Origin of the sequence: Sphingomonas telluris, from assembly GCF_022568775.1 — a bacterium.
Classification (GTDB): Bacteria; Pseudomonadota; Alphaproteobacteria; order Sphingomonadales; family Sphingomonadaceae; genus Sphingomicrobium; species Sphingomicrobium telluris.
Map to the genome: position 1 here is coordinate 110,745 of NZ_JAKZHW010000002.1, position 19,256 is coordinate 130,000.

Consider the following 19,256-nt stretch of genomic DNA (forward strand, 5'->3'; position numbering starts at 1 on the left):
CAGAAGCGTTGTGAGTCGTGTGGCGAAAGGCTTGTCCCTCGTCGCCGGCGACGGAAGTCGTGCGGCCAAATCCCCCGCGTCCGGATCCCCGCCGGACGCGCCCCTGCCGGGTGCGCGCTGGCATTTGCCGGCGCCGCCCGGCCCCACCTTGTCCGAACTGTTCGCGGGTTCGCCGCGCGATGCCGGCTGGACGAATTTCCTGCTGGCCCAGGCCGACCGCGGCAAGCCCCTGCTGTGGATCCAGGACCGCATGGCGATCCTCGAAAGCGGGCGGATTTATCCCCCGGGGCTTGGACGCGGCGAGCTCATCCACGTCGAAGCGCGCGATGCCCGTGCAGCCCTCTGGGCGATGGAAGAAGGCGTAAGATGCTCCGGCCTAGCCGCAGTCATCGGCGAGTTGTGGGGCGACCCGCAGGCGCTCGACTTCACCGCCACGCGGCGGCTTGCGGTCGCGGCCGAGCGGTCGGGCGTGCCGTGCTGGCTGGTGCGTCTGGGCGGCACCGCGAACCTCAGCGGAGCGCGCATGCGCTGGCGCATCGCGAGTGGCCCGAGCCTCGCCAATCCGTTCGATCCGCGCGCTCCCGGGATCTCCGCCTGGGATGCGGAGCTGTTCCGCGCTCGGGGACATCAGCCCGGCCGCTGGAGCATCGCACATGAGGCGGGTGCTTTCCGTCTGGTTGCCGCACCTGGCAGTGGAGCGCTGGAGCAAGTCGAGCGACTTCGGGCCTGACGATCCGGTCGTCCTGACCGTCGAGGGCACGCACGGTCCAATCATCCATGCCGTGACCCGGGCGGCCGCCGAGCGGGGTGCGCGAGCCGGTACGCGGCTGACCGATGCGCGGGCGCTCGACCCGGCGCTGGTGGCGGTTCCGGCCGACCCTGCGGGCGATGCGGCGCTGATCGAGCGGCTGGCGCGCTGGGCCGGGCGCTGGTCGCCTCTCGTCGAAGTGGACGGCACGTATGCGCTGCGTCTGGACGTCACCGGCGTCGCGCATCTCTTTGGCGGCGAGTGGGAGCTGGTGGCGGACGTTCAGACGAAGTTCGCCGTCGCCGGGCTGTCGACGCGGATGGCAATGGCGCCGACCGCTGCAGCCGCCTGGGCGCTGGCGCATTACGGCAATGCCCCTGCGACCGTCTGCGGCAAGGATGCGGGCGCGAAGCTGGCGGACCTGCCGGTCGCGGCACTGCGGCTTCCACCCGAGGCGACGCGGACGCTCGAACGGCTGGGCCTCAAGACGATCGGCACGCTGGCCGGGATCGAGCGCCGCTCGCTCGCGCGCCGGTTCCGCGATGCCGACAATCCCGTCGATGCGCTCGACCGCGCGCTGGGGCGCAAGCCGGAGCCGCTGACCCCCGTCCGCGCCGACCGGCCGCCGCGAGCCATGCTCAAGCTGGAGGAGCCGGCGACGCATCCCGAAGCGCCGAGCCAGGCGCTGGAACGCCTCATCCCCGACCTCGTCCGCCAGCTTGAGAAACGCCATCTCGGCGCCCGGCGGATTTCCATCATCGGCTTTCGCGTCGACGGCAGCATCGCCGTGGCGTCGGTCGCGACCGCCATTCCCAGCCGCGAGCCGAAGCATCTCCAGCGCCTCATCGCCGACAAGGCGGCCGCGCTCGATCCAGGCTTCGGTTTCGACGCCTTCGCGCTGCAGGCGGATTGGGCGGAAAGCCTCGCTTCCGCGCAGGACAGCCTGGTCGAGGAGCCGTCCGGCGAACGCGAGGTCGCGCGGCTGGTGGACCGGCTCAGCGTGAAGCTCGGCCCCGAAAAGGTGCGGCGGCCGCAGCCGGTCGAAAGCCATCTGCCGGAGCGGGCGAGCGGCTGGCGGCCGGCATTGGAGAAAGTCGACCCCACCGCGCTTCCGGCAGCGCAGAGGCCGCAGCGCCTGCTCGACCGGCCCGAAGCCATCGACGTCATCTACGCCACGCCCGAAGGCATGCCGCGCCGTTTTGTCTGGCGTCGTGCCGTCCACGACATCGCGCGCGTCGAAGGGCCGGAGCGGATCGCCCCCGAATGGTGGCGCGAGCGGTCGACCGCACGCCTTCGCGATTATTACCGCGTCGAGGACCAGACCGGCTGTCGCTACTGGATCTACCGCGAAGGGCTGGTCGGCGACGGTCGAGGCGGGCTGCCCGCCTGGTATATGCATGGGCTTTTCGGCTGATGCCGGAGCAGGAAGGCTTTTCCCGGCTGCGGCTGGTCCGCAATGACGACATGCCCCCGGCGCCGGTCGAGAAGGCGCCCTATGTCGAGCTTGGCGTCGCGACGCCTTTCTCCTTCCTGCGCGGCGCGTCCGACGCCATCGAGCTGACGCTGGCGGCACTACGGCTTGGCTACGACGCCATCGGGGTCGCCGACCGCAACACCTTGTCGGGCGTCGTCAGGATGCACAGCGCGTGTGAGGGCGCGGGTCTCAAGCCTCTGATCGGCTGCCGCCTCGACCTCACGGATGCGCCGAGTCTGCTCGCCTATCCGATCGACCGCGACGGCTATGGACGGCTGTCGCGGCTGCTCAGCCTGGGCAAGATGCGCGCCGAGAAAGGCGAGTGCGAATTAACCCTCGCCGACGTGGCCGGGCATTCGGAAGGCATCGCCTTCATCGCCTGGCCGCCCGACGATCTCGATGATTTCGAACAGGAATTGCCGAGGCTTCGCGACGCATTGACGTCACTGCGTCACGTTGCGGCGAGCTGGCTCTACCGCGGCGATGACAGCGCTCGGATCGAGCGGCTGGACCGCATCGCGAGACGCCACGGCTGCACGACCCTGGCGACCAACGACGTCCACTATCACGCGCCCGACCGCCGGCCGCTGCAGGATGTGATGAGCTGCATCCGCGAGAAGGTGACGCTGACGACGGCGGGCTATCTGCTCAATCCCAATGCCGAGCGGCACTTGAAATCGCCTGAAGAGATGGCGCGGCTGTTCGCCCGCTGGCCGCACGCGATCGAGGCGACGCGGGAGTTCGCGGACGCGCTGGACTTCAGCCTCAACGAGCTGCGCTACGAATATCCGAAGGAGACGGTGCCGGAGAACCGGACTCCGCAGCAGCACCTCGAGCATCTGACATGGGAAGGCGCGCACAACCGCTGGAGCAAGCGCATCCCCTACAAGGTGCTGACCCAGCTCAACCACGAGCTGAAGCTGATCGAGAAGCTCGACTTCGCGCGCTACTTCCTGACCGTCCACGACATCGTTGCCTTCGCGCGCGGGCTCGATCCGCCGATCCTGTGCCAGGGACGCGGGTCGGCGGCGAACAGCGCCGTCTGCTATTGCCTCGGCATTACCGCGGTGGACCCGGCGACCAGCGACCTCCTGTTCGAGCGCTTCATTTCGGAGGAGCGACGCGAACCGCCCGACATCGACGTCGATTTCGAGCACGAGCGGCGCGAGGAGGTGATCCAGCACATCTACGAGAAGTATGGCCGCGACCGCGCCGGGATCGCCGCGACCGTGATCCACTACAGGCCGCGCTCGGCCGTGCGCGAAGTCGGCAAGGTGATGGGCCTCTCCGAGGACGTCTGCGCCGCCATCGCATCCAATTACTGGGGCAGCATGGAGGCGGAGGTTGCGGAGGAGCGCGCGAAAGATGCCGGGCTCGACCTCAACGATCCGCACCTGAAGCGGACGATGATGCTGGCCAAGCAACTGATCGGCATGCCGCGCCATTTGTCGCAGCATGTCGGCGGTTTCATCCTGACGGAGCGGCCGCTGACCGAGACCGTGCCGATCGGCAATGGCGCGATGGAGGACCGCACCTTCATCGAATGGGACAAGGACGACATCGAGGAGCTCGGCATCCTCAAAATCGACGTGCTCGCGCTCGGCATGCTGACCTGCATCCGCAAATGCTTCGACCTGATTGCACAGCACCACGGCGAACGCTGGGAGCTGGCGACGATCCCGCAGGAAGTGCCGGGCGTCTACGACATGCTGTGCAAGGGGGATTCGCTCGGCGTGTTCCAGGTCGAGAGCCGCGCGCAGATGAACATGCTTCCGCGCCTCAAGCCGCGGAAGTTCTACGATCTGGTCATCGAAGTCGCGATCGTCCGGCCGGGACCGATCCAGGGCGACATGGTTCATCCCTATCTGAAGCGGCGGTCGGGCAAGGAGCCGGTAACCTTCCCCTGCCCCGATCCCGCCCATGGCGAACCGGACGAGCTGGAGAAGATCCTGGGACGGACGCTCGGCGTTCCGATCTTCCAGGAGCAAGCGATGAAGATCGCGCTCGATGCGGCGAAGTTCGCGTCGGAAGAAGCGAACCAGCTGCGCAAGGCGATGGCGACGTTCCGCAGCCGCGGGAACATCGAGGTGCTTCAGGACAAGATGGTCGGTCGGATGGTAGAGCGCGGCTACGATCCCGACTTCGCCCAGCGCTGCTTCGACCAGATCAAGGGCTTCGGCGAATATGGCTTCCCCGAAAGCCATGCCGCCAGCTTCGCGCACCTCGTCTACGTTTCGAGCTGGCTGCGATGGAAATATCCGGCGGCGTTCGCCTGCGGCCTCCTGAACTCACAGCCGATGGGTTTTTACGCGCCGGCGCAGATCGTCAGGGATGCGCGCGAGCACGGCGTCGAGGTCCGGTCAGTGGACGTGAACCACAGCGACTGGGACTGCACGCTGGAGGATGGCGCTCTTCGCCTCGGCTTGCGACAGGTCGAAGGGCTACACCGCGAGGCTGCGGACCGGCTCACGGCCGCAAAGCCTTACGCCGCAGTAGATGAGCTGCGCAGCCGCGGCCGCGTTCCCGTCCACGCGATCCAGCGGCTCGCGGCGGCGGATGCGTTCCGGTCGATGGGCCTCGACCGGCGGCAGGCGCTATGGGACGCGCGGGCGCTCAAGCAGGCGCCGGACCTACCCTTGTTCGTGGCCGCGGCGGAACGCGATGAGGGCGCCGAAGCGACCGTCGCCAAGCTCCCGGCCATGCCGCTCGCCGAGCATGTCGTGAACGACTACCAGACCATTCGCCTCAGCCTGAAGGCGCACCCGATGCAGTTCCTGCGCGAGCAATACGGCAGGCAGGGCTTCATCACCGCCGACAAGCTCAACGCCATTCGCGACGGCAAGCGCGTGTCGATGGCGGGACTGGTGCTTATCCGGCAGCGGCCCGGCAGCGCCAAGGGTGTGTGCTTCATCACGCTGGAGGACGAGACCGGCATCGCCAACCTCGTCATCTGGCCCGACGTCTTCGACACCCAGCGCAAGATCGTCATGGGGGCGCGGCTGATGTGCGTGCACGGCATCATCCAGAAGGATGCCGAGGATGGGGTCATCCATGTCGTCGCGCGCAGGCTCGAAGACCACAGCCACATGCTGCGGCACTTGAGCGACGAGATGATGCCCTCCACGCTCAATCAGGGAGACGGCGCAGGAAGCTGGCGCCCTCCAGCCGCGACCCACCCTCGAGACGTACAAATCATTCCGAAATCACGAGATTTCCACTAACTTTTATCAGTTCGTCTTCGAAACAAAGATTGACTCACTGCCGTTCGCCGATCAATTCCCGCTGCCACGACGCCGGCTCTCGTGCGTGTATCGGAGTTAATCCCCAATGCTTGCGCGGGTCCCTAACCAGCTCGATTTCGAGGCCTTGTTCGGCGCATCGCCGAACCCTTACGTGCTCATGGCGCCCGATTTCACCATCGTCACGATGAACGATGCCTATCTCGCCGTGACCATGCGCAAGCGGGACGAGATTACCGGCATGCCGATGTTCGAAGCCTTTCCGAGCGATCCGGAATCCGACAGCTACCAATCACTCTATAATTCTCTGGAACGAGTCCTCCGCACCGGGAAACGCGATGAGATCGCGCTGATCCGCTACGACATCGCTACGCCGTCTGGCGGATACGAAGAACGCTACTGGAGCGCGACGCACACACCGCTTTTCGATGAAATCGGCCAGGTCGCCTTCATCCTGCAGCACACAGTGGACGTGACCGAACTGCACCGGTTGCGAGAGTTCGCGGCCGAGGCGGGCCATTATGCCCGTGACGAGACGGGCGTTTTCCACCGCGCCCATGCGGTGCAGGCAACCAATCAGAGCTTGCTTCAGGAAACTCAGCGGCTGAAAACCCTGTTCGAACAGGCGCCGGGTTTCGTGGCCGTGCTTGCCGGGCGCGAGCATCGCTTCCAGCTCGCCAACGCCGCCTACCGGCGGCTCGTCGGCCATCGCGACATCATCGGCAAGCCAGTCGCCGAGGCGCTGCCGGAAGTGGTCGACCAAGGCTTCGTCACCTTGCTCGAGCAGGTCCGCGCCACCGGAGAAGCCTATGTCGGACGCCGCGTGAGCGTGATGCTGGAGGCGGAGGGCGGCGGCCCGCTAGAGCAGCGCTTCCTCGATTTCATCTACCAGCCGATCCAGGGCGCGGAGGGCGAACCTGCCTCCGGCGTCTTCGTCCAGGGATACGACGTCACTGAGCAGCGCAGGGCCGAAGAATATCAACAGCTGCTAATCAACGAGCTCAACCACCGGGTGAAGAATACGCTGTCGATCGTCCAGGCGCTGGCGATGCAGTCGTTCAACGATGGCATAGATCCAGCCGTGGCTCGCCAGGCCTTCGACGCGCGACTGACCGCGCTTTCCGCCGCTCACAGCCTTCTCACCACGCAGAGCTGGGAGAGCGCCGGCCTGCTGGAGACGATCAAGGCGTCGGTCGCCGCAACGGCGGGCGCGAACATCGAACGTGTTCGGCTTCAGGGCCCGGACATCGTCGTTGCGCCCCAGACCGCGGTCTCGCTGGCGATGGCCATCCACGAGCTCTGCACCAACGCGATCAAATATGGCGCTCTGTCGAACGAGACCGGAACGGTCGACGTTCGCTGGACGGCCAAGCCGGGCGAGGAAGACTTCACCGAACTCACGATCCAGTGGACGGAGGCATGCGGGCCGCCCGTCGAAGCGCCGACACGGCGGGGCTTCGGAACGCGCCTGATCGAGCGCGGCCTGTCCGCCGAACTGCGCAGCAGCGTCACGCTCGAATTCCTGCCGAGCGGCCTCAAGTGCACGATCCTGGCCCGGCTCCTCGCAGCGTCCAAATGAGGATCCAAGGAAGGTCGATCCTCATCGTCGAGGACGAGCCCATCATCGCACTGGCGCTCGAGGACCTGCTCGTCGGCCAAGGCGCGACCGTGCATCACGCATCGCACCTGGAAGACGCTCATCGCCTGCTGGCGAGCGTAGAACTGGACGCGGCGATTCTGGACGTGAAAGTCCACGGCTGCCTCAGCTATCCCGTCGCCACCGAGCTGAAGGAGCGTTCGATCCCCTTCATCTTCGCCACCGGATACGGCGACGGTTCACATCCGGACGAATTCAGGTCTGTGCCGACGATCGCGAAGCCGTACAGCGCGGAAGAAATTGGCCGGGCCTTGGCGCAAAGTGCCGCCGCTCCGTCTGCATAATTCTCCCAGTTTCGGAATATCGGTTCCGCGTGCATACCGGCCGGGATGGCCTCAACTGCCGTGTTCGCCTCTGTTGCTCTCGTTGCGTCGCCAACGCCGGCAACATCGCTCGAAGGTCATTGGCTGCATCCTGAAAAGAGCGTGATCATCCGCCTGTCGCCGTGCGGGAGCAACCTGTGCGGCACGGTGACCTGGGCGAACGCATCGGCGCAGAAAGCTGCCCATCGCGGCATCGACAAGCTCGTCGGCGCTGAGTTGCTCACCGGGTTCAAGCCAAACCGGAACGGTCAGTGGAAGGGCAATATCTTCATTCCCGACCTCAACATGCATGTCGGGGGCAAGATCCAGACACTGGATGCAAGGCGGCTGAAGGTGTCCGGATGTATCCTGGGGGGAATGATCTGCCGGTCGCAGACATGGACCCGGTCCGACGAGGCGGTGCCAAGCGGCGGTTAGCTACGGTCGTTCATGCGTGCGCAAGCTAATCGAACGATTCTTGCCGCAAAGCTTCTGTAGCGGAAATCCCATGAAACGGATTCTTGCCAAGGCCGGAATCGTCCTGCTGGCAGCTGCCATGCCGGTCACTGCGTCGGCGCAGGCCGCGCTGGAAGGCCAGTGGACGAACCCGAAGCGGAGTGTCGTCGTGAAGGTCGAGCCGTGCGGCAATGCCTTCTGCGGCACGGTCGTTCGTGCGTCCGAAAAGGCCCGGAAGAACGCGCGCGAGGGCGGGACCCGGGACCTTATCGGAACGCGCATCCTGAGCGGCCTGAAGCCTGCCGGCCAAGGCCGTTACAAGGGCAAGGTGTTCGTGCCGAAGCGCAACATGTACGCGTCGGCGACCGTCCGCCAGGTCGGCCCGAACGTCATGGAAGTGCAGGGCTGCGCTCTCATCGGTCTCGTCTGCGACGAGCAGCGCTGGACGCGCGTCGGCAGCTAACCGCAAGGCGCAATTCTTACTGTTGTTAGCTTGTGCTAATGGAGCGCCGCTGCTCCGCCATGAGTCGCGTCCTTACGTGACGGGTGAGCCGGTCTGCCATGAGGCGGCCGATCCGGCGCGAAAGCGCCCACGAAGGGGGCTAACAATGAAACTACCTTCCGTTGTCGCGGCGGCCGCCGCGCTTGCTTGCACGTTCGCAATTCCTGCGCATGCGCAGAACATGGGTCGCGCGACCGTATCTCTGTATCGCGCGGCGCCCGGGCATCAGATCGAGTTGCTGAGATGGCTCGCGCAGCAAGATCAGATCGCTGCCGCAGCGGGCGTAGGTCCGGGCCAGGTTTACGCGCACACCGACGGCGACAGCTGGGACTATATGGTCATCTTCCCCCAGACCACACCGGCACAGGACGATGCGCTGGACGCGGCCGCGAAGAAGATGGGCCTGCCCTACGGCCCGATGGTGGGGATCGAGCTCCGCAAGCATATCGCGCAGCACTCGGATACGTTGGTGCGCGGCCCCGCGACGGCGGCCGATATGCTGGCCAGCCTGGGGCAGAAGTAGAAGCTCAGGCGGCTTCGAGCGGGAGAGTGAACAACTCTCCCGCCAGCACCGCCGACTGAAGCGCGGCCATCTCTTCCGCCCAATAGCGGTCTGACACGAGGTGCGGGGAATGTTCGCGCACCTTATCGTGAACGGCCTGCAACTTGCCGGACGTCTTGAGCGGAGAGTGGCAATCGATGCCCTGCGCTCCGGCGATCAATTCGACCGCGATCACGCCGGCGGCGTTGCGAGCGATCTGCGTCGCCTTGCGCCCCGCGATCGGCGCCATCGACACATGGTCTTCCTGTCCCGCGGATGTCGGAATGGAATCGACGCTCGCCGGGAACGCCAGGCTCTTGTTCTCGCTGACCAGCGCAGCCGCCGTTACCTGCGGAATCATAAGCCCTGAGTTCACGCCGCTATCGTTCGTCAGGAAAGGCGGCAGGCCACTCATCTTCGGATCGATAAGGACCGCGGTCCGCCGTTCGGACAGGGACCCGACCTCGCACATCGCCATCGTGATGATGTCCGCCGCGAAGGCGACCGGCTGGGCATGGAAATTGCCGCCCGAAATCGCCGTGTCCTCATCGGGAAAGACGATCGGATTGTCGGTCACTGCGCCCGCTTCGATCGTCAGCGTGCGCGCGGCATTTTCGAGCAGGTCCAGCGCTGCGCCCATAACCTGCGGCTGGCAGCGGAAGCTGTAGGGGTCCTGCACCTTTCCGCAGCGGGTGTGGCTTTCGACGATCTCGCTTCCGTCGAGCAGGTCGCGCAAGGCAGCCGCGACGCGGATTTGGCCCGGCTGGCCGCGAAGGTCGGAAATTCGCGGATCGAACGGCTTCACGCTGCCCTTCAGCGCATCCACGGACAATGCGCCCGCGGCAATGGCAGCGGCGAAGACGCGCTCGCTGGCGAACAGCGCATCGAGTGCGATTGCGGCGGAAGCTTGCGTTCCGTTGATGAGCGCCAGGCCTTCCTTTGGGCCGAGCTGCAGCGGCTGCATTCCGAGCCTGCGCAGCGCCTCATCGGCCGCGAGCACATCGCCGCGAACGTCGATCCGGCCCTTGCCCATCAGCGCTGCAATCAGGTGCGCGAGCGGGGCGAGATCGCCCGAGGCGCCGACGCTGCCCTGCGCCGGGATCTGAGGCATGGCATCATGTTCGAGTAGCGCTTCGAGCGCTTCGATCACCAGCGGCCGAACGCCGGAATGGCCGCGTCCAAGGCCCAGAAGCTTGAGGATGATCATCAGCCGCGTGACGTGGCGCGGCAGCGGCTCGCCGAGCCCCGCGCTGTGCGACAGGATCAGGTTTGTTTGGAGCTCGGCGAGGCGCTCGTCGGGGATGCGCGTGCTGGCGAGGAGGCCGAAGCCGGTGTTGACGCCGTAGACCGTCTCGCCGCCCGCAACGATGCGGTCCACCGAAGCAGCGGCTTCGGCAACGCGCTGCATCGCGCGATCGCCGAGGCTCGCATCCGCTCCGGCCCAGAGGCGACGAAGCGTCGCCAGATCGATGTTGGTGGGATCGAGCTTCATGCGCCGACCATCGGCAGATCCATGCCCTGCTCGCGTGCGCAGTCGACGGCAATCGCATAGCCCGCGTCGGCGTGACGCATCACGCCCGTGCCCGGGTCGTTCCACAACACGCGCTCGAGACGCCGCGCGGCGTCGTCGCTGCCGTCCGCGACGATGACCATCCCGCTGTGTTGCGAATAACCCATGCCGACGCCGCCGCCGTGGTGTAGCGACACCCAGGTCGCGCCGCTCGCGGTGTTGAGGAGCGCGTTGAGCAGCGGCCAGTCGGAAACCACGTCGCTGCCGTCGAGCATGCTTTCCGTCTCGCGGTTCGGTGACGCCACGGAGCCGCTGTCGAGGTGGTCGCGGCCGATGACGATCGGTGCGCTGACTTCACCATTGCGAACCATCTCGTTGAAGGCGAGGCCAAGGCGGTGACGCTGGCCGAGGCCGACCCAGCAGATGCGCGCGGGCAGGCCCTGGAACGCAATGCGCTCGCGTGCCATGTCGAGCCAGCGGTGCAGATGCGGATCGTCGGGGATCAGCTCCTTCACGCGCTGGTCGGTGCGATAGATGTCCTCGGGATCGCCAGACAGTGCGGCCCAGCGGAACGGCCCGATGCCGCGGCAGAAGAGCGGGCGGACATAGGCCGGGACAAAGCCCGGGAAGTCGAATGCGTGGGTCACGCCCATGTCCTTCGCTTCCTGGCGGATGTTGTTGCCGTAATCGAAAGTCGGCACGCCCATGTCCTTGTAGGCGAGCATGGCTTCGACATGGACCGCGATGGACTGGCGAGCGGCATCGGCGACGGCCGCAGGGTCGCGCTCGCGCAGCTCCTGCCACTTGGCGACGCTCCAGCCTGCCGGGCAGTAGCCGTTGGCGGGATCATGCGCCGAGGTCTGGTCGGTCAACGCGTCCGGCCGGATGCCGCGCTTCAGCATCTCGGGGAGGATTTCCGCGGCATTGCCCAGCAGGCCGACGCTGGTCGGCTCGGTGGCAGTGCGGATGATCTCCAGCGCCTCGTCGATGCTCGTGGCTCGCTTGTCGAGGTAGCGCGTCTCCAGGCGCTTCTCGATGCGGCTTCCCTGGCACTCGATCGCGATGCAGTGGGCGCCCGCCATCACCGCCGCGAGCGGCTGCGCTCCGCCCATTCCACCCAGACCGGCCGTGAGGATCCACTTGCCCTTAAGATCGCCGCCATAATGCTGGCGCCCCATCTCGACGAAGGTCTCGTACGTGCCTTGGACGATGCCCTGCGTGCCGATGTAGATCCAGCTGCCGGCGGTCATCTGCCCGTACATCATGAGTCCCTTGCGATCGAGCTCGTTGAAGCACTCCCAGGTCGCCCATTTCGGCACGATGTTGGAATTGGCGATGAGCACGCGCGGCGCATCCTTGTGTGTCCGGAAGACGCCGACCGGCTTGCCCGACTGAACGAGAAGCGTCTGGTCCTGCTCCAGCCGCTCAAGCGTCTCGACGATCTTGTCGAAGCACTGCCAGTTGCGCGCGGCGCGGCCGATACCCCCATAGACGACGAGGCTCTGCGGATCCTCGGCAACCTCATCGTCGAGGTTGTTCATCAGCATCCGGACGGCCGCCTCGGTAGTCCAATGCTTCGCCCGCACGTCATTGCCGCGGCGTGCGCGGATATGGCGTGAGTTGTCGCGTCTATCGGTCAGTGTCTGCTCCATTGAAAATGCGCCGCTCGGGCCCCGGCAGGCCGATCCAGTAGCCCAGCTCGGCGAGAGTTTCGATTCGCCACACGCACAGGTCCGCGGCCTTGCCGGCCGCAATGCTTCCGACCTCGTGAGCGAGGCCAAGCGCGCGTGCTGCGTTGACGGTCATTCCTGCGAGCGCCTCCTCCGGGGTCAGGCCGAACAAGGTGCACGCCATATTCATCACCAGCGTCGGCGAGAGCATCGGGGAAGTTCCCGGGTTGCAGTCGGTCGCGACGGCGATCCGCACCTTGTGCTTGCGCAGAAGATCGACCGGCGGCTTCACCTTTTCCTGCAGCGCGTAGCATGCTCCGGGAAGCAGGACGGCGACCGTTCCCGCCTTGGCCATCGCCTTGGCGCCCGCGTCATCGAGATGCTCGAGATGGTCCGCAGACAGCGCCTTGTGCTTCGCGGCGAGCGCGGCGCCGTTCTGGTTCGAGAGCTGCTCCGCGTGAAGACGTACCGGAAGGCCGTTCGCCTGTGCGGCGGTGAAGACGCGCTCCACCTCCTGTGGCGTGAAGGCGATGCGCTCGCAGAACGCGTCGACGCTGGTCGCCAGCTTCTCTCGCGCCGCGCGCGGGATCAGCTCGTCGGCGATCATCGCGACATAGTCCTCGCGGCGATCCTTGTACTCGGGTGGCAGCGCATGGAGCGCGAGCAAGGTCGGCACAATCCGGACCCCGCCCCCTTTCGCGAGCGTCGCCGCGCAGCGCAGCATTCGAAGTTCGCCCTCGACGTCGAGCGCGTAGCCCGATTTGATCTCGACCGTGGTGACGCCGCCGCTCTTCAGCGCATCGAGCCGGAGCGTCGCTGACGCCAGCAGCTGGTCGTCTGATGCACCCTGCGTCGCCTTGACCGTCGAGACAATCCCGCCCCCGGCCTTGGCGATCTCTTCATAGGTCGCGCCTGCTCGGCGCATCGCATGTTCGTTGGCGCGCGTTCCGCCGAAAATCAGGTGCGTGTGGCAGTCAACCAAACCCGGCGTCACCCATGCGCCACCGAGCGCGACCACTTCCTTCGCCCGGAAACCGGCAAGCTCCGTCCGCTTGCCGACGCGCAGGATGCGGCCGTCCTGGATCGCGACCGCGCCGTTCTCGACGATGCCGAGCGGATTGCCCGGCGCGGGCACCATGGTGGCAATTCGGCAGTCGACGAGGAGGCGGTCCCACATGGTGCATCGCCTTAGGCGACAGCTGTTGCTACGGCAAAGGAATGAGCGGCTGGCCCAACCTCTTCGAGCTTCTCGTCCTCCCCGAAGTGTCCACGCCAGTCGGCCTGATCGGCGCTCCGCTGGCTGCCGGATCGGTCACTCCCGGAAGATGCGACCTGGCGCCGTCGCTGCTCCGCCAGACGCTGCGGAGGATCGGGCGTTACGACATCGAGACGGGCCGTGAGCTGTCGACGCGCATTGCCGATCGGGGGGATGTCGAAATCGAGGACCTGACCATCGAACAGGCGACGGGTCCGATCCGCGATGCCGTTCAGGCGAGCACGGCGGTCCATTCGCTCACTCTGCTCGTCGGCGGCAATAATGCGGTTACGAGGCCCGGCGTCCTCGGCCTCGGAATGCCGCTGGAGGAGGTTGGGCTCATCACGCTGGATGCCCATTTCGACATGCGCGAGACGGACCGGGGTCTCGGCAACGGCAATCCCGTGCGGGCGCTGATCGAGGATGGGCTTCCGGGTGCGAACATCGCGCAAGTTGGCCTGGCGGCCTTCGCCAACAGCCAGAAGATGCATCGCGACGCGGTCGAGGCGGGCAATCACGTCATCACCATCGGCGAGATCCGGCTCAACGGTATCGAGCGTTCGATCGAGCGCGCCTTGAACCACGTCGCGCACTGCGAGGCGATCGTCGTCGACTGCGACATCGACGTGATCGACCGCTCCCAGTTTCCCGCGGCACCGGGCGCCCGCCCGGGTGGGATGAGTTCGGCGGAATTCTTCCGCGCCGCTCGTCAGCTGGCGGCTGAGCCGCGCGTTCGCGTGATCGACCTGACCGAATGGGACCCGCCGCTGGACACGACGGATCTCAGCGCTTTGACCGCCGCCCGCTGGGTGGCCGAGTGCCTCGCGGGCTTCGAGATGCGCGCTTCGTAGCCGCGGCCGGCGCTACGACGATCGCCTTCGCCTCGATGCGCTTCACCCGCCCCCATGGAATGCGCTGACCTCCCCTCTTGGCGGTAAAGCGTTCCCACAGGCTTCCGGGCCCAACCATCAGTGCCGTCACCGTCCCGCGTTCGCAGTGCACTTCGAAGATGCGGCCAAGTCGCTCGCCGTCGAGCGTACGGACCTCTTTATGGCGCACGTCGGTCAGGCGCATCACAGGGCTCCCCATTCGGGCACGTACTTGCCGGCTGCGATCTCGCTCTTGTGCAAGCCAAGGTCGCGGCCCGGACATTCGAGATGAACGGTGCTCGTGATCGCGCGCACCTTGTCCATCGGCACGCGGGTCATCCGATCGCCTGCCAGCTTCTTCACCAGCCACATAGTCCACGGCGGCAGCCGGCCCGCATACGCCCCCGGACCGACGAGCAATGCTTTCAACTTCAGCTCCTTGCCCGCCTGACCGGTGAACTCGACGTCGTCGACGACGCCGCAATATTTTCCCTCGGTGTCGAGCAGTGGCAGATCGAGCAATTGGCTCACCAGCTTGATGCGATTGTCGGGCGTCATGCCTGCCCTCCGGATGTCAGGATGAAGAGCGGGATGGCCGCGACTGCCGCCAAGGTAATGATGGCGAAATAGAGCCAGCCAAGGCTCCTTGCGACGCGGCCGTTCACATGCTGGCGCATGTAGGTTTTGTCGCCAGCCAGCAGCAGCAGCGGCAGATAGGTGAGCGGCAGCACCAGGATGGAGAAGAGCACCGCATATTCGACCAGCTGCATCGGATCGATGCCAGTGAGGATGATTGCCAGTGCGAGCAGGAAAACGGCGATCCAGGTGAGCGTGAAGCGCGGTGCTTCCCACGGTTTCTTGTGGCGCCCCCAGATCCAGCCGAAGAATTGCGAGACGCAATAGGCGTTCGCGAGGCAAGTCTCGACCGCCGCTCCTGCGACTGCGAAGAACATGCCCAGCAGCGCCAGGATCAGGCCCCACTTTCCGAAGGGGATGGCCGCCTCGAGCGCGGCTGTGCCGGGAACCGCGGGATCGACGTTCGCCGGACCGAACAGGACCGCAGAGTTGGCGAGGATGGCAATCGCCAGCAGCGACCCGAGCGCGAAGCCGACCACACAGGTGAGCCGGTTCGTCAGGAGATCCTTCGGGCCCCAGCCTTCTTCAATGCCGCCCGACGAATAGAAGTAGACCTCGTAAGGGAACATGACCGCGCTGAGGATCGCCACGCCGAAATAGGCGAACATCAGCAGCTCCTTGGTGCTGAGCCCCTGCGGCACCTGCGGAACGAACCCGCCGGCGATCTCGTCCCACGGCGGGTGGATCGCGACGAGCGCAACCAGGAAGACAATCATGAACAGGCCCAGCAGCCCGTAGACGCGCTCGATCCACTTGAATGGCAGCACCCAGATCGAGGCGATCAGCAGGACGACGATCGTCACCGCCATCAACACGTACGGCGCTCCGGTCAGGTAATTGAGGATCAGCGCAGTCCCGCCGACTTCTGCGGCACAAGTGATCAGATTGCTGATGAAAGACGCGCACAGCGTGACCAATCCCAGCTTGAGCCCAAGCCGATGACGCATCAGGTTGAACACCGGCTGCTTGGCCACGGCCGCGACACGGCCGCTCATCTCGCCGAAGACCATGATTCCGATCGTGCCCAGCGCGAAAACCCAGATGAGCGCGTAGCCGAAGGTCGACCCGGCCTTCGCCGCGAACACCAGTTCGCTGATGTCGACGAACCCGCCGACGGCGGTCATGATTCCGAGTGTCAGCTCAAGCGGATTCAAGCTGGTCCTCGATCTGCTTCAACCGTTCCGAGCTCTCGCGCAGCTGCTGTGGTGGCGCGTCGTCGGGCTGGGTCACCAGGTCCTTCACGATCGCGCTTGCCGTGGGCTCCGAAAGTTCTTCCGAGATGGTCGTCAGCTGATCGCGGAAGGACGCCCGCATCGTCTTCGCGTAAATCTTGGTGACGTTGGCCTCGAGTGCCTGCTCATTGACCAGCGCCCACTCGGCGGCGAGCGAACGCGCCTCCCCTATCGAGGGAAGGTCCTTTTCCGCTCCCTGCGCGCAACCGCTCAACGCCACGCAAAACAGCACGAGCCGTTTCATGCGCCCATAACTCGTTACGAAGGCGGAGCGTTCCGCTTCAGTTCTGCGCAGCTTTGCGGCGCCCGAGGTCGGACAAAGTCCGGAAGGTGATGGAGAAACGGAGAGTCTCGCCCGGCACGATGCTGTGCTCCCAATCGTGGCGAGCCTCGCCCGACAGGAGGTAGGCGGACCGCGGCTCCACGGGCAGGCTGAAGCGCTTGAAGCCGGCGCCAGTCCGCTGGCGGAAGCGCAGGTTCGCCGGTGAGTTCAGCGACACGCCGACGACGCGCTCAAACACTGAGCGATCGCGATGCCAGCCGATGCCGGCACCTGGGTCGTAGCGCGCAAGGAGCGCATGAGCGATCTCCTCGCCTGCCAGCTCCGCCGCTCTCCGGCTCAGCGGCTGCAGCCAGTCCGGAATGGGCTCGGCCGGACGGAAGCTTGCGTCGTCGAAGTCGTACCGCCAGCCGTAGCTTTGCGTCTTGCGGTTGCCGGTCCAGCCGTGAAAGCGGAAGGGCGCGAGATCGATCATCTCGAGTTGGCGCAGCAGAGATGCCTCTTCATCGCGGCTGATGAAGTCCTCCCGATAGTCGAGGCCTTCGATCAGGGGTTCGGCGAAGAGATCGGCCTGGGTCATGCGCCGAACAGCTCCCGGATCTCGGACGGCTTCAGCTCCGGAGCCAGTTGCTCGAAAGTGCACTGCTCCGGCGCCTTGTCGGGCCTCCAGCGCAGCAGTGCCGTGCCATGCCGGAAGCGCCGCCCAGTAACCTGGTCGTAGCGAACCTCGACAACCAGCTCGGGCTTGAGCGGTTGCCACTGAGCGGTGCGCTCGGTGTTCCAGCGGCTAGGGCCGCCAGGCGCATTGCCGGTGAATCCGGGCGGCCCGATCAGCGCTTCCAGCCTTTCGGTCAGTTCCGGGCGCTCCTTCGCCGGAATGGCGGACGTGAAGCCGAGGTGGTGCAGTAGCCCTTCGCCGTCATAGAGACCGAGGAGGAGTGAACCGACTTCGCGCTTCTTCTCAGCATAGCGAAACCCGCCGACCACGCAGTCGGCGGTCCGCAACTGCTTCACCTTGACCATCGCCCGCTCGCCGAAGCGGTAAGGCTGATCGAGGCGCTTCGCGACGACGCCGTCGAGTGCGCCGCCACTGCGCTGCAGCCAGCCGAGCGCCATCTTCCGGTCCGTCGTCGCGGGCGACAAAAGCAGGCCGTCGACAGCGTTCACCCTGTGAAATTTCTCGAGAGCAAGGCGACGATCCGCCAACGGCTTTTGGTCGAATTCCTTCGCGCCGATCCGCAGCACGTCGAAGAGCATCAACTGGGCAGGGGTCTCTTTCGAGAGCTTGCGGACGCGGCTCTCGGCCGGGTGCAGCCGCATCTGCAACGCCTCGAAGTCGAGCCGGTCGGCGAGCGGAAGGATCAGCTCTCCATCGAGTGTGAAGCGTTGCTCCTTCACGCGTCCGAGCAACTCCAGCACTTCGGGGAAGTAGCGGCCGAGGGATTTGCCGGAGCGCGAGATCATCTCGATCGTCTCGCCGTCTCGGCGCGCGATACAGCGAAAGCCGTCCCATTTGGGCTCGAACTGCCAGCCTTCGCCATCCGGCAGCTCAGCGGCCAACAGCGCTTCCATCGGTGAGGGTTCAGTAGGCTTTGCCACTCGCGGACAATCCCCTGCGCCTCGCAGTCGTTCCCGTTGCGCCTGTTATGCCTCGCGTTAGTCTGTCGGCGTTGGGGGAGAAGAAGCGTAATGGCGTTCGATCCGAAAGCAGCGACGGCCCGGTACATCGACAGCCTGGGCGCCGCCAATCTCGACAAAGCACATGACTATACTGTTGGCGGCCACTGGCTGCTGCTCTGGGGCATCGTGGTTTCCGCGATCGTCACCTGGGTGATCGTCCGATGGGGCATTCTAGACCGGCTCGATCGGCGCATCGGCGAGCGGCGTCGCAACCTGCGTGCGTTCCTGGTCAGCGGCGCCTTCATCCTGCTGTCCACGGTGATCACTCTGCCGTGGACAATCTATGAAAGCTGGTGGAGGGAAAAGAGCTACGGCCGATCGAGCCAGCCCCTTGCGGACTTTCTGGGCCAGGCGGCCCTTGCGGCGGCGATCAGCACGCTCCTCACGGCCGTCTTCATGATCGGCGTCTATTGGTTGATGCGGCGGACGGGCAAGCGATGGTGGCTGTGGTCGGGCGGTCTTGCCGGGATTGCGCTGGCGGCCGTGATGCTGCTGGCGCCGATCCTCATCGAGCCGATGTTCAACAAGTATGAGCCGGTACCGCCGGGGCAGGTGCGCGATGCGCTTGTGTCCATGGCTGGGCGGGCCGGCATCCCGCCGAACAAGATCTACATGTACAACGGCTCACGGCAGTCGAACAATTTCACGGCCAACGTGTCCGGGATCGGCAGCTCCGCTCGCGTTGCGATCTCGGACGTCGCTTTCAAGAACGCATCGCTCGATGAGGTCCGTGCGGTCACGGGTCATGAGATCGGCCATTATGTCCTGAAGCACATCTGGTACGCAGTCGCGCTTTTCGCGATCCTTGCGCTGTTCCTCTTCTGGCTGGCGGACCGCTTGTTCCCGCGTTTCGCGCGAGCTTTCGGGACTGACGCGGGCGTAGCGGAACCGCGCGCCGTTCCAGTGCTCTTGTTCCTCGTTTCGCTGTTCGCGATCCTGGCATCGCCGATCATCAATACATTCTCGCGAATGCAGGAGGCCCAAGCCGATCTTTACTCGCTGCGGACGGAGAACCGTCCGGATGCATTATCATCGGCGCTCGTGAAGACGGCGGAGTATCGTTACCCTCGCCCCGACCCAGTGGAGGAAGCGGTCTTCTACGATCATCCTTCGGTCGAGCGGCGCGTGCACACCGCGATGGAATGGAAAGCGATACACCCGGACCCGCCCGCGCGTTGAGCGCATGGCGGTTGGCCGCAGCCGAA

At 65.6% G+C, this 19,256-nt stretch carries 19 protein-coding genes; 10 read left to right on the plus strand and 9 right to left on the minus strand.

Going from position 1 to position 19,256, the window contains the following annotated elements:
* Positions 1–31 precede the first annotated feature (31 nt).
* The 8 genes from LZ016_RS11485 to LZ016_RS11520 all read left to right on the plus strand — a co-directional run bounded on the left by LZ016_RS11485 (position 32) and on the right by LZ016_RS11520 (position 8,901).
* Complete coding sequence (locus LZ016_RS11485) at positions 32–730, plus strand: ImuA family protein (RefSeq protein WP_241447616.1); 699 nt, start codon at positions 32–34, stop codon at positions 728–730.
* Positions 654–2,162 carry a DNA polymerase Y family protein gene (locus LZ016_RS11490; RefSeq protein ID WP_241447617.1) on the plus strand — a complete coding sequence of 503 codons (1,509 nt, stop codon included), beginning with the start codon at positions 654–656 and terminating at the stop codon, positions 2,160–2,162. The genes LZ016_RS11485 and LZ016_RS11490 overlap by 77 nt, the downstream gene beginning before the upstream one ends.
* Positions 2,162–5,443: an error-prone DNA polymerase gene (locus tag LZ016_RS11495; protein WP_436286364.1), complete on the plus strand. Its 3,282-nt coding sequence runs from the start codon at positions 2,162–2,164 to the stop codon at positions 5,441–5,443. Before LZ016_RS11490 ends, LZ016_RS11495 begins: the two co-directional genes overlap by 1 nt.
* A 106-nt stretch (positions 5,444–5,549) precedes the next feature.
* Positions 5,550–7,040: a sensor histidine kinase gene (locus LZ016_RS11500; protein ID WP_241447618.1), complete on the plus strand. Its 1,491-nt coding sequence runs from the start codon at positions 5,550–5,552 to the stop codon at positions 7,038–7,040.
* Positions 7,037–7,402, plus strand: a complete 366-nt coding sequence (locus LZ016_RS11505; RefSeq protein ID WP_241447619.1) for a response regulator — start codon at positions 7,037–7,039, stop codon at positions 7,400–7,402. The genes LZ016_RS11500 and LZ016_RS11505 overlap by 4 nt, the downstream gene beginning before the upstream one ends.
* A 45-nt stretch (positions 7,403–7,447) precedes the next feature.
* Positions 7,448–7,858, plus strand: a complete 411-nt coding sequence (locus LZ016_RS11510) for a DUF2147 domain-containing protein (protein ID WP_241447620.1) — start codon at positions 7,448–7,450, stop codon at positions 7,856–7,858.
* 70 nt (positions 7,859–7,928) lie between these two features.
* Positions 7,929–8,339, plus strand: coding sequence for a DUF2147 domain-containing protein (locus LZ016_RS11515; protein ID WP_241447621.1), 411 nt, complete (start codon positions 7,929–7,931; stop codon positions 8,337–8,339).
* A gap of 145 nt (positions 8,340–8,484) precedes the next feature.
* Complete coding sequence (locus tag LZ016_RS11520; RefSeq protein ID WP_241447622.1) at positions 8,485–8,901, plus strand: hypothetical protein; 417 nt, start codon at positions 8,485–8,487, stop codon at positions 8,899–8,901.
* A gap of 4 nt (positions 8,902–8,905) precedes the next feature.
* Here LZ016_RS11520 and hutH read toward each other — a convergent pair whose 3' ends face one another.
* From hutH to hutI, 3 genes are read right to left on the minus strand one after another with little or no spacing between them, the layout of a single operon-like run.
* Complete coding sequence (hutH, locus tag LZ016_RS11525) at positions 8,906–10,411, minus strand: histidine ammonia-lyase (RefSeq protein ID WP_241447623.1); 1,506 nt, start codon at positions 10,409–10,411, stop codon at positions 8,906–8,908.
* A complete protein-coding gene (gene hutU / locus LZ016_RS11530) occupies positions 10,408–12,081 on the minus strand; it encodes a urocanate hydratase (protein ID WP_241447624.1) in 1,674 nt (557 codons plus the stop codon). The genes hutH and hutU overlap by 4 nt, the downstream gene beginning before the upstream one ends.
* Positions 12,059–13,276 (minus strand): imidazolonepropionase, encoded by a 1,218-nt coding sequence (gene hutI / locus LZ016_RS11535; RefSeq protein ID WP_241447625.1) that lies wholly within the window; start codon positions 13,274–13,276, stop codon positions 12,059–12,061. Before hutI ends, hutU begins: the two co-directional genes overlap by 23 nt.
* Positions 13,277–13,317: 41 nt before the next feature.
* Here hutI and LZ016_RS11540 point away from each other — a divergent pair, with 41 nt between their 5' ends.
* Positions 13,318–14,205: an arginase family protein gene (locus LZ016_RS11540; protein WP_241447626.1), complete on the plus strand. Its 888-nt coding sequence runs from the start codon at positions 13,318–13,320 to the stop codon at positions 14,203–14,205.
* On the opposite strand, the gene LZ016_RS15740 is transcribed toward LZ016_RS11540, so the two are convergent.
* The 6 genes from LZ016_RS15740 to LZ016_RS11565 are packed head-to-tail and all read right to left on the minus strand — an operon-like array spanning position 14,138 to position 17,943.
* Entirely contained in the window at positions 14,138–14,506 is a 369-nt protein-coding gene (locus tag LZ016_RS15740) for a PRC-barrel domain-containing protein (RefSeq protein ID WP_366512918.1), read from the minus strand. The genes LZ016_RS11540 and LZ016_RS15740 overlap by 68 nt on opposite strands.
* Positions 14,428–14,781, minus strand: coding sequence for a PRC-barrel domain-containing protein (locus tag LZ016_RS11545; protein WP_241447627.1), 354 nt, complete (start codon positions 14,779–14,781; stop codon positions 14,428–14,430). Before LZ016_RS11545 ends, LZ016_RS15740 begins: the two co-directional genes overlap by 79 nt.
* Positions 14,778–16,013, minus strand: a complete 1,236-nt coding sequence (locus LZ016_RS11550; RefSeq protein WP_241447628.1) for an NRAMP family divalent metal transporter — start codon at positions 16,011–16,013, stop codon at positions 14,778–14,780. The genes LZ016_RS11545 and LZ016_RS11550 overlap by 4 nt, the downstream gene beginning before the upstream one ends.
* Entirely contained in the window at positions 16,000–16,335 is a 336-nt protein-coding gene (locus LZ016_RS11555; protein ID WP_241447629.1) for a hypothetical protein, read from the minus strand. The genes LZ016_RS11550 and LZ016_RS11555 overlap by 14 nt, the downstream gene beginning before the upstream one ends.
* Before the next feature lie 37 nt (positions 16,336–16,372).
* Complete coding sequence (locus LZ016_RS11560) at positions 16,373–16,951, minus strand: alpha-ketoglutarate-dependent dioxygenase AlkB (protein ID WP_241447630.1); 579 nt, start codon at positions 16,949–16,951, stop codon at positions 16,373–16,375.
* Positions 16,948–17,943 (minus strand): ATP-dependent DNA ligase, encoded by a 996-nt coding sequence (locus LZ016_RS11565; RefSeq protein WP_277622770.1) that lies wholly within the window; start codon positions 17,941–17,943, stop codon positions 16,948–16,950. The genes LZ016_RS11560 and LZ016_RS11565 overlap by 4 nt, the downstream gene beginning before the upstream one ends.
* 117 nt (positions 17,944–18,060) lie before the next feature.
* Between LZ016_RS11565 and LZ016_RS11570 the strand changes: the two genes are divergently transcribed.
* Positions 18,061–19,230 (plus strand): M48 family metallopeptidase, encoded by a 1,170-nt coding sequence (locus LZ016_RS11570; RefSeq protein ID WP_241447632.1) that lies wholly within the window; start codon positions 18,061–18,063, stop codon positions 19,228–19,230.
* Positions 19,231–19,256 lie beyond the last annotated feature (26 nt).